This window comes from Dysgonomonas sp. Marseille-Q5470, assembly GCF_951230145.1.
GTDB lineage: Bacteria > Bacteroidota > Bacteroidia > Bacteroidales > Dysgonomonadaceae > Dysgonomonas.
Genome location: NZ_CATNVE010000001.1, coordinates 1 through 15530, shown reverse-complemented (window position 1 = coordinate 15530; position 15530 = coordinate 1). Strand labels below are relative to the sequence as shown.

Below are 15530 nucleotides of genomic sequence, written 5' to 3'. Positions count from 1 at the left end.
GGTTCTTAACCTTTTTACGTCAAAAATAATAAGTTCATCAAAACTGGATATTCCATGTCTTCAATAAATACAAATCAAAGAGTCAATTTCGCTTCAATCAAAAATCCGCTACCTTATCCGGATTTTCTTGAAGTGCAGCTAAAGTCATTCCGCGACTTTTTACAACTTGATACTCCTCCCGAAAAGAGGAAGAAAGAAGGTCTATACAAAGTTTTTGCAGAAAACTTTCCTATAGCTGATACACGAAACAATTTTGTATTAGAATTTTTGGACTACTTTATCGATCCGCCGCGTTACACAATCGAAGAGTGTATCGACAGAGGATTGACGTATAGTGTTCCTCTAAAAGCAAAACTTAAACTTTATTGTACCGACCCCGATCATGAAGACTTTGACACGGTTATTCAGGATGTTTATTTGGGGTTGATACCATACATGACCGAAAAAGGTACATTCGTGATCAATGGTGCCGAGCGTGTTGTTGTTTCGCAGTTGCACCGTTCGCCGGGCGTATTTTTCGGACAAACAATGCATGCTAATGGTACGAAATTGTATTCGGCACGTATCATTCCTTTCAAAGGTTCATGGATTGAATTTGCTACAGACATCAATAATGTCATGTATGCATATATTGACCGTAAAAAGAAATTACCTGTAACTACGCTCCTTCGTGCTATCGGTTTTGAGAGTGATAGAAATATCCTCGAAATATTCGATTTGGCAGAAGAGGTAAAAGTTAATAAACAAAATATAAAAAAGATAGCAGGCCGTAAACTTGCTGCCAGAATTCTTAGAACCTGGATGGAAGACTTTGTAGATGAGGATACCGGTGAGGTAACATCTATCGAACGTAACGAAGTTATTCTTGAGCGTGAAACTATTCTAGAAAAAGATCATCTGGATTTGATACTCGATTCGGGTGTATCTTCTATATTATTGCACAAAGAGTCTCAGAATATTTCTGACTTTGCAATTATATACAATACATTACAAAAAGACCCAAGTAACTCGGAAATAGACGCCGTTCGTCATATCTACAGACAATTGCGTAGCGCAGAGCCTGCTGATGATGCAAGTGCTCGTGAGGTTATTAATAACCTTTTCTTTTCTGAAAAACGTTACGATTTGGGAGAAGTAGGACGTTACAGGCTGAATAAGAAATTGGGACTTTCTACTAGTACAGATATTCGTGTTTTAACGAAGGAAGATATTATTGAGATCATCAAATATCTTATCGAGTTGATCAACTCAAAAGCCATCGTTGACGATATCGACCACTTGAGCAACCGTCGTGTACGTACTGTAGGAGAACAGCTTTTCAATCAGTTTGGAGTTGGTCTTAACCGTATGGCACGTATCATCCGTGAAAGAATGAACGTTCGCGATAATGAAGTGTTTACGCCGATTGATTTGATCAATGCTAAAACAATTTCTTCTGTCGTAAATACATTCTTCGGTACAAATGCGTTGTCTCAGTTCATGGATCAAACCAATCCATTGGCTGAAATTACTCACAAGCGTCGTATGTCTGCCCTTGGACCAGGTGGTCTTTCTCGCGAAAGAGCCGGTTTTGAGGTGCGTGACGTTCACTATACACACTATGGTCGTCTTTGTCCGATCGAAACACCTGAGGGTCCAAACATTGGTTTGATATCTTCTCTTTGTGTTTATGCAAAGATCAACGACCTTGGTTTTATCGAAACACCATACCGTAAAGTAGCAGATAGCAAAGTCGACTTATCGTCTGAAGGTATTGTATATCTTGCAGCCGAAGAGGAAGAAGACAGGCTTATCGCTCAAGGTAATGCTCCGTTGAATGATGACGGATCATTTATCAATATGCGTGTAAAAGCTCGTCAAGATGCAGATTATCCTGTTATTGAGCCATCAGAAGTAGAGTTGATGGACGTATCTCCAACTCAGATCGCTTCTATTGCAGCATCGTTGATTCCATTCTTGGAGCATGATGATGCCAACCGTGCGCTGATGGGATCGAACATGATGCGTCAGGCTGTTCCTTTGATGCGTACCGAATCTCCTATCGTAGGAACCGGTATCGAAGGTCAGCTTATTCGTGACTCTCGTACTCAGATTGTTGCAGAAGGTGCAGGTGAAGTTGTCTTTGTAGATGCCGATACGATTAAAATTAAATACGATCGTACAGCAGACGAAGACTTTGTGGCTTTTGACGATGCGATCAAAACATATTCTATTCCTAAGTTCCGTAAGACAAACCAAAATACAACAATCGACCTTCGTCCTATCTGTAGAAAAGGCGACAGAGTTGTGTTGAATCAGATACTAACAGAAGGTTATTCAACTGAAAAAGGTGAATTGGCTATCGGTAAGAATCTGAAGGTTGCCTTCATGCCTTGGAAAGGATACAACTTTGAGGATGCGATCGTATTGAACGAACGTGTTGTTCGCGAAGATATCTTTACATCTGTCCATGTAGAAGAGTTTGCACTTGAGGTTCGTGATACAAAACGTGGTGTTGAAGAATTGACATCCGATATTCCGAACGTAAGTGAAGATGCTACTAAAGACTTGGATGAGAGAGGTATTATCCGTGTAGGAGCTCGTGTTAGTCCGGGAGATATCCTGATCGGTAAGATTACACCGAAGGGTGAATCTGATCCTTCTCCTGAAGAAAAGCTGCTTCGTGCAATCTTTGGAGACAAAGCCGGTGATGTGAAAGATGCATCTTTGAAAGCATCTCCTTCATTGAAAGGTGTTGTTGTATCAACAAACTTGTTCTCTAAAGCATCTAAAAAGGGTAAGACTAAACTTTCGAGTAAAGCTTTGCTACCTAAACTAGATGAAGAGTACGAAGAAAAGATGGCAAAACTGAAAGGAATATTAGTAGATAAGCTATTGGTATTGACCGAAGGTAAACCATCACAGGGTGTTAAAGATTATTTGAATGTTGATATTATCGGTAAAGGCTCTAAGTTTACGAAGAGTGCTTTGGATGGTATCGATTACGAATCAATACAGGTAAGTAACTGGACATCGGATGAACACAAAAATGCGCTTATCAGAGATGTTATCGTAAACTACCTACATAAATATAAAGAGCTTGATGCTGAGCTTAAACGTAAGCGTTTCGACCTCACTATAGGTGATGAACTACCTTCGGGAATAGTTCAGATAGCTAAAGTTTATGTGGCTAAGAAACGTAAGATACAGGTTGGAGATAAGATGGCAGGTCGTCACGGTAACAAAGGTATCGTGTCGCGTATCGTTCGTCAGGAAGATATGCCGTTCTTGCCGGATGGAACTCCGGTTGATATCGTGCTGAACCCGTTAGGGGTGCCTTCACGTATGAACCTTGGTCAGATCTTCGAAACTGTATTGGGTTGGGCCGGTAAAGAGCTGGGAGTTAAGTTTGCTACACCAATTTTTGATGGTGCTAGCCTTGACGATTTGAACGAATGGACAGATAAAGCTGGAGTACCACGTTATGGTAAAGTCCGTCTTATTGATGGAGGAACAGGTATTCAATTCGACCAACATGCTACCGTAGGTATAATTTATATGCTTAAACTCGGTCACATGGTTGAAGATAAGATGCATGCCCGTTCTATCGGACCATACTCACTTATTACCCAACAGCCTCTTGGAGGTAAGGCTCAATTTGGGGGTCAGCGTTTCGGAGAAATGGAGGTTTGGGCACTGGAAGCATTCGGTGCAGCTCACATTCTTAGAGAAATTCTGACAATCAAATCGGATGACGTTATAGGGCGTTCAAAAGCTTATGAAGCGATTGTAAAAGGTGAACCTATGCCGCAGCCGGGTATTCCTGAATCATTAAACGTACTTCTTCACGAAATGCGTGGTTTGGGATTGAGTGTCTCTCTCGATTAATATCATATTATCCGTTGACTTTCGGCTTTAACTAAGCTGATAGCCGACGGATTCTAAATACTCTAACAAACAGCTATCGGCTAATGGCTAATAGCTACAGCTTTTAAAAGAAAAAAGTATATGGCTTTTAGAAAAGAAAATAAAGTAAAGAGTAGCTTTTCAAAAATAACTGTGAGCCTTGCATCTCCTGAAGAAATTCTGGAAGCATCAAGCGGTGAAGTTTTGAAACCTGAAACAATCAACTATCGTACTTACAAACCTGAACGTGACGGGCTTTTCTGCGAACGTATATTCGGACCTGTAAAGGATTACGAATGTCATTGCGGTAAATACAAAAGAATCCGTTATAAGGGTATCGTTTGTGACCGATGCGGTGTTGAAGTTACAGAGAAGAAAGTTCGTCGCGAACGTACAGGACATATCCACCTTGTTGTTCCTGTGGCTCATATCTGGTATTTCCGTTCGCTGCCAAACAAAATGGGTTATCTTTTAGGTATACCTACCAAGAAACTGGATTCTATCATCTACTACGAACGTTATGTTGTGATTCAGTCCGGTGCGGCAGTAGAAGAAGGAATAGCAGATAAAGACCTTCTTACAGAAGAAGAATATTTGAATATTCTGGATAAGCTTCCAAAAGAAAATCAACTGTTGGACGATACCGATCCGAACAAGTTTATTGCTAAAATGGGGGCTGAGGCTGTTTACGACCTTTTGTCTCGTATCAACCTCGATTCATTAGCTAATACTCTGCGCCATAAGGCAAGCACAGATACATCTCAACAACGTAAGAACGAGGCATTGAAACAACTTCAGGTTGTTGAAGCGTTCCGTGGATCGAAAGGTAAGAATAAACCGGAGTGGATGATTGTAAAAATTGTTCCGGTAATTCCGCCAGAGCTTCGTCCGTTGGTTCCATTAGATGGAGGTCGTTTTGCTACATCCGACCTGAATGACTTGTATCGTCGTGTGATTATACGTAACAATCGTCTGAAAAGACTTATTGATATCAAAGCTCCCGAAGTTATTTTACGTAACGAAAAACGTATGCTTCAGGAAGCTGTCGATTCATTGTTCGACAACTCACGTAAATCAAGTGCAGTTAAGACTGATGCCAATCGTCCATTGAAATCACTATCCGACAGTTTGAAAGGTAAACAAGGTCGTTTCCGTCAAAACTTGTTGGGTAAGCGTGTCGACTATTCAGCTCGTTCGGTAATTGTCGTTGGGCCCGAATTGAAGATGCACGAATGTGGTATTCCTCAGGATATGGCAGCTGAGCTGTACAAACCATTTATTATACGTAAGCTGATCGAGCGTGGTATCGTAAAGACAGTAAAATCGGCTAAGAAGATCGTAGATCGTAAAGAACCTGTGGTATGGGATATCTTGGAACATGTGATGAAAGGACATCCGGTCATGCTCAACCGTGCCCCTACTCTTCACCGTCTTGGGATCCAGGCATTCCAGCCTAAGATGATTGGTGGTAAAGCGATCCAGTTGCACCCGTTAGCATGTACGGCTTTCAATGCCGACTTCGACGGTGACCAGATGGCTGTTCACTTACCATTAGGTAATGAAGCTATCCTTGAGGCACAGATGTTGATGCTTGCATCTCATAACATTCTGAACCCTGCAAATGGAGCTCCTATTACCGTACCTTCTCAGGACATGGTTCTTGGACTATATTATATCACAAAAATCCGTAAGGGTGCTCTTGGCGAAGGTCTTATATTCTATGGACCTGAGGAAGCTATTATTGCATACAATGAAGGTAAGGTTGATATACATGCTTTGATAAAAGTATATGTGAATGACCTTGACGAAAATGGTGAAATAAAGAAATTGATGCGTGAAACCACTGTAGGACGTGTTCTTGTTAATGAGAAGACTCCTGTAGAAGTAGGATTCATCAATGAAGTGCTTTCTAAGAAATCATTACGTGATATTATCGGTAATGTAATCAAAGCCTGTGGGGTTGCAAAAACAGCACAGTTCCTTGACGACATTAAAGATTTAGGTTATACAATGGCATTCCGTGGAGGTTTGTCGTTCAACCTCGAAGATGTAATCATTCCTGAAGAAAAAGATACATTAGTACAACAAGGTTATGACGAAGTAGAGCAGATATTGAATAACTATAACATGGGATTCATTACCTACAACGAACGTTACAACCAGATTATTGATATATGGACACACGTCAACTCAAGATTGTCTAACATCTTGATGAAACAGCTTTCGGAAGACGATCAAGGATTCAACGCCGTATATATGATGTTGGATTCAGGAGCCCGTGGATCGAAAGAACAGATTCGTCAGTTGTCAGGTATGCGTGGATTGATGGCGAAACCTCAAAAGAGTGGGGCAGAAGGAGCTCAGATTATTGAGAATCCGATCTTGTCGAACTTTAAAGAAGGATTGTCGGTGTTAGAGTACTTTATCTCTACCCACGGTGCGCGTAAGGGTCTTGCCGATACGGCTTTGAAGACTGCCGATGCCGGATATTTGACTCGTCGTCTTGTTGACGTATCACAAGATGTGATCATTAACGAAGAAGACTGTGGTACATTGCGTGGTCTTGTTTGTTCAGAGCTTAAAAACAATGAAGAAGTTGTTGCTTCTTTATATGAACGTATCTTAGGGCGTGTATCTGTTCATGATATCCAACATCCGATGACAGGAGAAATCATTGTTAAGTCGGGAGAGGAAATCAAAGAAGATGCAGCTACTATTATACAAAATTCTCCTATCGAGAGCGTAGAGATCCGTTCGGTTCTTACTTGCGAATCTAAGAAGGGTGTTTGTGGTAAATGCTATGGACGTAACCTTGCAACAGGCCGTATGGTTCAGCGTGGTGAGGCTGTAGGTGTTATTGCTGCACAGTCTATCGGTGAGCCGGGAACACAGTTGACACTACGTACATTCCACGTTGGGGGTATCGCATCTAATATTGCTACCGAAAGTAGCGTTGTTGCTAAATACGATGGTATATTAGAAATAGATGATCTCCGTACAGTAGATATTCTTGATGAATCAGGCAAGAAAACTCAGATTGTAGTTAGCCGATTGGTAGAGCTTCGTCTGGTTGATCCTAACACTAAAATCGTACTCCTTACTCATAATATCCCTTATGGTTCTAAATTGTACTTTAAGGATGGGGCTAAGGTGAAAAAAGATGATCTAATCTGTGATTGGGATCCATTTAATGCCGTTATTATATCTGAAGCTACAGGACGTATCAAATTTGAGAATGTAATAGAAGGTGTTACGTTTAAAGTTGAATCGGATGAACAAACCGGTCTGAAAGAAAAGATCATTATCGAATCTCGCGATAAGACTAAAGCTCCTGAAGCTCATGTCTTGGATGAGCAGGGTAGAACTATCAAAACTTATAGTTTACCATTAGGTGCTCACCTTGTGAAAGATGATAATGATGCGATCAAAGCCGGAGATGTACTTGTTAAGATTCCTCGTGCAGTAGGTAAGGCTGGTGATATCACCGGAGGTCTTCCTCGTGTAACTGAGTTGTTCGAAGCACGTAACCCATCTAATCCTGCAGTAGTGTCGGAAATCGATGGTGAGGTTTCATTCGGTAAGATCAAACGTGGTAATAGAGAAATTATAGTAACTTCTAAACTTGATGAAGTTAAGAAATATCTGGTGCCTCTATCCAAACAAATTCTTGTTCAAGAAAATGACTTTGTGAGAGCCGGTATGCCACTGTCTGACGGAGCTACAACTCCTTCTGATATATTGGCTATTATGGGACCTACAGCCGTTCAGGAATATATTGTAAACGAAGTACAGGACGTATACCGTCTACAGGGTGTGAAGATCAACGACAAGCACTTTGAGGTGATTGTTCGTCAGATGATGCGCAAGGTAGAGGTTATCGATCCGGGAGATACTCGTTTCCTAGAACAGCAGGTTATCGACAAATATGAAGTAATGGAAGAGAATGATAGAATCTGGGGTAAGAAAGTTATTGTTGACGCCGGAGATTCTTCAACATTCGAACCGGGACAGATTGTTACTGCACGTAAGCTGAGAGACGAAAACTCTATGCTGAAACGTAGAGACCTTCGTCCGGTAGAAGTGCGTGACGCAGTTCCTGCAACAGCTAACCAGATACTTCAAGGTATTACCCGTGCTGCTCTCCAGACTCAAAGCTTTATGTCTGCCGCTTCGTTCCAGGAAACAACAAAAGTACTGAACGACGCTGCTATAAATGCTAAGGTAGACAGACTGGAAGGATTGAAGGAGAATGTGATCTGTGGTCACTTATTACCTGCCGGTACAGGACAACGTGAATTTGAAAAATTAGTTGTTGGTACAAAGGAAGATTTTGACAGGATTGCTGCAACCAGAAAGACTGTAGTAGATTTTGATGCCGTAGAATAATTAATTATTCTTTTATATAGTTAGAAAGGGGAGAGAAACATAATGTTTCTCTCCCCTTTCATTTTTTGTTAAGCTTACCGAGCTAAACTCTATGTGTAAGATTATTTACCTTGTTGAGCGTCTTTTAGCATCTTTTCGTTAGGAAGGATGTAAACTTCTACACGACGGTTTTGAGCTCTACCTGCAACAGAACTGTTGTCAGCAACAGGTTGTGTAGATCCAAATCCTTGAGATACCATACGTTTTCCTGAAACTCCTTTCGTTTGAAGGAAATTATAAACAGCTTGTGCACGTTTTTCAGACAAAGGATTGTTTATAGCGTCAGAACCTGTATTATCTGTGTGTCCGTATATTTGAACATCAGTATCAGGATTATTATTTAATGAAGCAGCAAAGTTGCTTAGTGCGCTTTGTGAAGCAGAACTTAATGTACTTGAATTTGTTGCAAATAGAATTCCTGATTCAAACGTAACTTTGATAGCTTGTCCATCGTTGATAGATTCCACCTGAGCTCCGTTGATCTGCTCCAATTCTTTCTTTTGTTTGTCCATTTTGTTGCCAATGATAGCACCGGCCGAACCACCAACTACAGCGCCTATACCTGCACCCCATGCAGCACCTTTACCGCCGCCTATAATAGCACCAATACCTGCGCCCAATGCACCACCTGCACCTGCACCGATACCTCCACCTTTTACAGTATTGCTGGCTCCACAGCTAGATAATAGTAATGCGCAGCTCAAAACAATAGCTGCTACGAATGAAAAATGTTTCATAAATTTATTCTTTTAATAATTAAAATTTGTGTGATTATCTTCGTTTTATTCGAATATCCCTAGTGATTCACAATATGCAATCTCGCCCTGTATAATGAATGCGATATCTTCGGCTGAGAAGTTATTTATTTTGTCTTTTTTCGTATTCTTCAATACATAAGATACAATTTCATCTTCATCGATGTCTACAATTACGTTCTCATCGGCATCTTCGTCCATGTAGCCTTTTTCTTCATAGAATTCGTAAACGATATCAATAATATAGTTGATTTCGTCACTCGAGTATTTTCCTTTCATTTCTTGCGGAAGATAGTTCTGTATATACTTTACAGCATCATCTTCGTCATACTGTATCAGATCTTTATCACTGCTCATCATCTTATATTTTAGGATTATATTATTTAGATTTATAACAACAAAGTTACTTTGATGTTCAAATATGGCTGGTTTATTCTTTTCGTAGTTTATTTATTCTTCTGTTATTCTAAGTTTGGTTTTTATTGAGACTTGTTATGTGAAAGAAGGTTTAATATTTCTTACTATTTATTAGGATTCAATGTTTGATCAAAAGTAGTTATTTTATTTTTTTTTCCAAATAAGATAGGCTAAAACGATCAGCGGTAAAACCATTATACCCAAATAGACCGCATTCATACTAAGTAGTTTTGCAGGAGTGTAAATAACAGCCACAACAATACCTACAATAGCACCGCCCATGTGCGCATCGTGTCCTATATTTCCAACCTTTTTCAGCATACCATAGATGGAAAAAGCCAGATACCCAAGCCCGAAAATCCATCCCGGGATATCTATCGGAATAAAGAAAAAGCGAAGAGGCATTGTGGGATACACAGCAATAGCAGCAAAAAGTATACCTACCACCCCTCCTGAAGCACCGATGGAACTGTAGTAGTATTCTTTTCTGTGGATGAAAAGAGAGAGTAATCCTCCGCCAATAATAGACAAAAAGTAAATAGCCAGATATATCCATACTCCGAAAGAGTAGGTAATAATATCGGAGAAGAAGTACAATGTCATCATATTAAACAATAGATGCATATAGTCTCCATGGAGTGTAGCAGATGTTAGCAGCCTGTCCCATTGTTTCGAGTTGCCCAAAATAGCCCCTACATTAAACTTGTAGCGTTCAAAAAAGGCCATGTCACCAAAGCCCTTTATGCTAGTTATAACTGTGAGAGCAATAATCAAAATAGGTAAAACAGACTGTAAACTAAAATCCATAATTTTCATTTTTCGTAAAGGCAAAGGTATAAAAAAGAGTATAAGCCTTGAAAATTTTGTGCTATATTTCTTTCGACGAAGTCATTCCTCCCTTACAGATTGATAGTTTGAATATTTTCATGTAAATTTGAAACCTATAATTAATTAGAATAGAACGGCATGAAATCTATATTTATCTGGCTATTTATTACGTTTGCTTGTGTTCCTGTGGCATTTTCACAAACTCTTTCTGAAGCAAAAGAATTATATCTTCAAGGAGAATATGCAAAGGCTTTACCCATTTTAGAGGAAGAATATAAAGCTAAGCCGGAAGATGCTAATCTAAATCAATGGTATGGGGTTTGTCTTCTGGAAACGGGAGGAGATCTTAAAAAAGCGGAAGAATGCCTCATTGTTGCTTCTAAGAAAAGAATACAAGAATCTTTCTTGTATCTGGGGCAATTATATGGGCAAGAATATAAATTTACACAATCGGAAGAATCTTTCAACAAATACGAAGCCGGTCTTAAAAAGAAAGATGAAGCATCGAGAGCAAAATTAGACGAAAAAAGAAAAGTGATGTCACGTCTTCGGCGTATGGTGTCCAACACAGAAGATATACAGATAATAGATAGTATAATTGTAGATAAGGCGAAATTTCTTTCAGCCTATAAGCTCAGCCTCAGCTCAGGAAAACTAGAACCCTTTGACAAAATTTTCGCATCAGCAAAGCATATAGATGCAACGGTATATACGAATGAAAAAGGGACTAAAATGTATTATGCCAAGCCCGATAAAGATAATGTGTTCTGCCTTTACTCTAAAGAAAAGTTGTTCGATGATTTTGGTAATGAAAAGAAACTTTCAGCAAACAATTTTGGTCTTTCCGGTGATATAAACTATCCGTACGTAATGGCAGATGGAGTGACAATTTATTTTGCAGCAAAAGATGAAGACACACTCGGAGGGTATGATTTGTTTGTCTCTCGCTACAATATGAATACAGACACCTATCTCGCTCCTGAACGGCTGAATATGCCATTCAATTCGTTGTCTAATGACTATATGATGGCTGTGGACGAAGAAAAGGGTATTGGCTGGTTTGCCTCCGATAGATATATGCCTAAAGGGAAAGTTTGCATATATACATTTGTTCCGAATAAAGTCGTTAAAACCATCCAAAGCGAGGATGAAAGCTATCTGGCAGGCAGAGCTAAAATATCTTCGATAAAGAGTACATGGCAAAAAAATAATAATTACAAAAATCTGATTGCGTTGGCTCGCCAAGAAGCTGTTGTGAAAGTAGAGGTGACTCATGATTTTGAATTCGTTATTAATGATAACAAGACGTATTATAAAATGTCGGATTTCAAAAATAGAACAGCTCAGAGTACATATTCGAAGGTAGTAGAGATGAAATCGGAACTAAAAGGACTATCCGAAAAGTTGGAAAAACTGCGTGCAGATTATAATACTGCATCTCAGGATGAAAAGCGGAGAATGTCTTCTGATATCTATAGTCTTGAAAAGGAAGTCGAACAATTGCAAGTGAGTATACCTCAAATGGAAATACAGGCAAGAAATCAAGAGATACAAGCCCGATAGTTCTTTTGTTTAATTTGAAGTTTACTTAGAGTAACAAAAAACCACAAACAATACATAATTGATAGTAAATCGTTATATTTGCAACCTGTTTTATATTAAATAATTTACTCTATACCAATAAAAAAATGAGAATCGCTATTGTTGGCACAAGTGGTGCTGTAGGTCAGGAGTTTTTAAGAGTTCTTGACGAACGAAATTTCCCGATAAAGGAATTAGTATTATTCGGTTCTGCCAGAAGCGCAGGCAATGTCTATACGTTTCGTGATAAACAGTATACGGTGAAGGAGCTGAAGCACAATGACGATTTTAAAGATATAGATATTGCTTTTACATCGGCAGGAGGAAGTGTTTCTATCGAATATGCTGAAACCATTACTAAGTATGGCGCAATCATGATAGACAACTCAAGTGCTTTCCGTATGGATAAGGATGTACCTCTTGTTGTACCTGAAGTAAATGGCGAGGATGGAAAAGTTCGTCCTAAAGGGATAATCGCAAATCCAAACTGCTCAACTATACAGATGGTAGTGGCAATGAATGTGATAGAAAAGATATCTCATATCAAAAGGGCGCATGTAGCAACTTATCAGGCAGCATCAGGAGCAGGAGCAGCGGCTATGGAAGAGTTGATCAATCAATTTAAGCAAATTGCATTCAACAATGATGTGGCTGTAGAGAAGTTTGCTTACCAGCTTGCGTATAACGTAATTCCTCACATTGACGTGTTTACAGATAATGGATATACAAAAGAAGAGTTGAAGATGTACAACGAAACGCGTAAGATTATGCACTCTGATATAGAAGTGAGTGCAACCTGTATCCGTGTTCCTGTACTTCGTTCTCATTCTGAGGCTATCTGGGTAGAGACTGAGAGACCTGTGTCGCCGGAAGAAGCCCGTGAGGCATTCTCGAAAGCTGAAGGAATTGTGTTGCAAGACAATCCCGCACAAAAAGAATATCCGATGCCATTGTTTGTTGCAGGACAAGACCCTGTATATGTTGGACGTATACGCCAAGATATAGCGAATAAGAATGGTTTGACATTCTGGGTAGTAGCCGATCAGATCAAGAAAGGTGCAGCATTAAATGCTGTTCAGATAGCAGAGTATTTGATTAAAGAAAATGCTATTTAAGTCAGGAAACTGTTTGTATAATCAAAACAAACAACTATATTTGCATCGCAATTAGCGAAAAGCCGATTGTGGTTTCAGGAAGTGTGGGTGAGTGGCTGAAACCACCAGTTTGCTAAACTGACGTACGGGTAACTGTACCGGGGGTTCGAATCCCCCCGCTTCCGCTTTAAGAAAAGACAAAAAGCGACAAAGCTTGGATAAATCCTACAATATCAACGTATTGTAGGATTTTTTTATGTTTTCACCTTTCCTCCGAAAGACATAAAAAAGCCACTTTGAGACAACAATCTGTTGCCAAAGTGTTCACCCCTGCAATTTTATTCGTTCACCCTTGACGTGTCGCAAATTGGTAGTTTGTAGTCCAATATTGGCAGTGCTTATTTTCCTCAAAAACAACAGATTAAAATTAATTTTAACGCTTTAAAAAGAGGAATTATGAGAACATCAAAAAGCACGTTTGCTATCACTTTCTACCTAAGAAAGGACAAAATGAGGAAGGATTCGTTCACCCCTATCTTTTGCAGGATAACTATTGCGGGTGAGGCTGTAAGTTTTAATATCCACAAAGACATCAGAGCCGAGCTTTGGGATATGGAGAATCACAAAGCCAGGAGTAAATCGAGAGAAGCTATAGAGGTGAATCAAACCCTTGATGCTTGTCGTACTATCTTACACAATATGTATCGGGAGATATTCGAGAAAGACAATTATGTGACTGCTGAAAAATTGAAGAATTCTTATCTGGGTATATCAACTGATAACACAATGCTGCTCGTTTTGTTTAGAGACCTTATAAAAGATATAGAAGCTTTGGTAAATATCACTAAGGCAAAAGCAACCTTGCAAAAATATAAAGTGACTTATACAAGGATATCTGAGTTTATGAAATTCAAGTATAATATTTCTGATATCAATGTAAAAGAGATAAAGTATCAATTTATCTGCGATTTTGAAGTCTATCTGAGAACACAAGCAAGCTGTAGTCCTAATACAACAGCAAAGTTCATTCAATTCTTTAAACGAGTGATTCTCATCGCTCAGAATAATGGATGGATGCAACACAATCCTTTTGCAAACTATAAAATCCATTTTAAGAAAGTTGATAGAGGATATTTGACTGACCAAGAACTAGAGATTATTAAAAATAAGGAATTTGATATAGAACGGCTTGAAAAAGTGCGAGATATTTTTGTGTTTGCCTGTTGGACTGGTTTGGCTTACGTGGATACTTATAAACTTACCTATGACAATATAAAAATAGGGGTAGATGGAAAGCCATGGATTATGACTAAACGAGCAAAAACAGATACCATCGTGACTGTTCCATTACTTGATGTCCCTTTAGCAATAATTGAGAAATATAGAGGTAAGCAAGATGACAAAGTATTACCGACATTAAGCAATCAAAAGATGAATTCATACTTGAAAGAAATCGGTACTGTGTGCGGGATTGAGAAACGATTAAGCTTCCACCTAGCACGTCACACATTTGCGAGTACAACCACTTTAGCTAAAGGTGTTTCTATTGAAGCTGTGTCTAAAATGCTAGGGCACACGAATATTCGTACAACTCAAATTTATGCGCGAGTTACCGAAAACCTGATAAGTAACGAAATGAACACACTTTCGACCAAATTGAAAGCCAATAATATTCAATTATCAAAAGCTAAATAAATATAGAGGAATATAAAACCATCAAAAATAATCATATGGAAACAGGATATATAAAATTCACAGATATAGATACCAACAAACCGACCATTGAAGTGAAAATCGTTGATGGTACAGTTTGGATGACAGTAAACGAGATTGCTAATTTGTTTGGGGTATATTCCCCAACAATAAGTAAACATCTCAAAAATATTTTCAAGTATAATTTATTGAGAGAAAGTGATGTTACGAAAGAATATAGATATACGAAAGATGGCGGAGAGTATATTCGTACATATTACAACCTTGAAACAATTATATTTTTGAGTTTTCATATTCAATCACTTTATACCAACTGTTTTCGAAAATGGGTCTTGAATGCTTTTCAGGAATATCGTCAAAAACAGAAAAGCCATGAAGTTATTGTGATATTCAATACAAGTACAAAACAACATTCACTTAAAACATTGAATTAATATGGAATTAGAAGTAATACAGAATCGAATATATGAAATAAGGGGATATAAAGTTATCCTTGATAAGGATTTAGCTGAACTATATGAAGTAACAACTAGCAACTTGAATAAGGCTGTAAAACGGAATCTTGATCGTTTTCCCGAAGATTTTATGTTCCAATTGAATAATAAAGAATTTGACTTGATATTCCAAAATGGAACATCAAGTTGGGGAGGAACAAGAAAGCTACCTTATGCTTTTACAGAATTATGTCAACCTTTACATAATTCCGTTTATGTAAACAAAAAGATTATGTAAATAATTGCTTTTAATTTATTGATAATCAATCCTTATTTTGTGAGATAGTTTACATAATCTTCTGTTCTTTTGTCTGGGTAATATTGCCCGGAATAAAGAA

General features: G+C 38.7%; 9 protein-coding genes, 1 tRNA gene and 1 pseudogene. 8 read left to right on the top strand and 3 right to left on the bottom strand.

Annotation, left to right across the window (positions count from 1 at the left end):
• Positions 1-54: 54 nt before the first annotated feature.
• Both rpoB and rpoC read left to right on the top strand, forming a co-directional pair.
• Complete coding sequence (gene rpoB, locus QOX35_RS00055; protein ID WP_135105774.1) at positions 55-3867, top strand: DNA-directed RNA polymerase subunit beta; 3813 nt, start codon at positions 55-57, stop codon at positions 3865-3867.
• 120 nt (positions 3868-3987) lie between these two features.
• Positions 3988-8271: a DNA-directed RNA polymerase subunit beta' gene (rpoC, locus tag QOX35_RS00050; RefSeq protein WP_135105776.1), complete on the top strand. Its 4284-nt coding sequence runs from the start codon at positions 3988-3990 to the stop codon at positions 8269-8271.
• Between the two features lie 101 nt (positions 8272-8372).
• Here rpoC and QOX35_RS00045 read toward each other — a convergent pair whose 3' ends face one another.
• The 3 genes from QOX35_RS00045 to QOX35_RS00035 all read right to left on the bottom strand — a co-directional run bounded on the left by QOX35_RS00045 (position 8373) and on the right by QOX35_RS00035 (position 10289).
• On the bottom strand, positions 8373-9047 hold the full coding sequence (locus QOX35_RS00045; protein WP_135105778.1) for a YiaD family glycine zipper/OmpA-like lipoprotein: 675 nt from the start codon (positions 9045-9047) through the stop codon (positions 8373-8375).
• 45 nt (positions 9048-9092) lie between these two features.
• Positions 9093-9422 (bottom strand): hypothetical protein, encoded by a 330-nt coding sequence (locus QOX35_RS00040; protein WP_135105798.1) that lies wholly within the window; start codon positions 9420-9422, stop codon positions 9093-9095.
• A gap of 204 nt (positions 9423-9626) precedes the next feature.
• Positions 9627-10289, bottom strand: coding sequence for a rhomboid family intramembrane serine protease (locus QOX35_RS00035; protein WP_283685301.1), 663 nt, complete (start codon positions 10287-10289; stop codon positions 9627-9629).
• 159 nt (positions 10290-10448) lie between these two features.
• Here QOX35_RS00035 and QOX35_RS00030 point away from each other — a divergent pair, with 159 nt between their 5' ends.
• The 6 genes and pseudogenes from QOX35_RS00030 to QOX35_RS00005 all read left to right on the top strand — a co-directional run.
• Complete coding sequence (locus QOX35_RS00030; RefSeq protein WP_283685300.1) at positions 10449-11873, top strand: tetratricopeptide repeat protein; 1425 nt, start codon at positions 10449-10451, stop codon at positions 11871-11873.
• Positions 11874-11998: 125 nt separating this feature from the next.
• On the top strand, positions 11999-13006 hold the full coding sequence (locus QOX35_RS00025) for an aspartate-semialdehyde dehydrogenase (RefSeq protein ID WP_283685299.1): 1008 nt from the start codon (positions 11999-12001) through the stop codon (positions 13004-13006).
• 77 nt (positions 13007-13083) lie between these two features.
• Positions 13084-13170: transfer RNA gene (locus tag QOX35_RS00020), tRNA-Ser, on the top strand.
• A 271-nt stretch (positions 13171-13441) separates the two neighbouring features.
• On the top strand, positions 13442-14680 hold the full coding sequence (locus QOX35_RS00015; RefSeq protein ID WP_006801078.1) for a site-specific integrase: 1239 nt from the start codon (positions 13442-13444) through the stop codon (positions 14678-14680).
• Positions 14681-14715: 35 nt separating this feature from the next.
• Positions 14716-15132, top strand: coding sequence for a virulence RhuM family protein (locus QOX35_RS00010; RefSeq protein WP_006801079.1), 417 nt, complete (start codon positions 14716-14718; stop codon positions 15130-15132).
• Position 15133: 1 nt separating this feature from the next.
• Positions 15134-15379 (top strand): annotated as a pseudogene (locus QOX35_RS00005) (ORF6N domain-containing protein); the annotation flags it as partial.
• Positions 15380-15530: the final 151 nt, after the last annotated feature.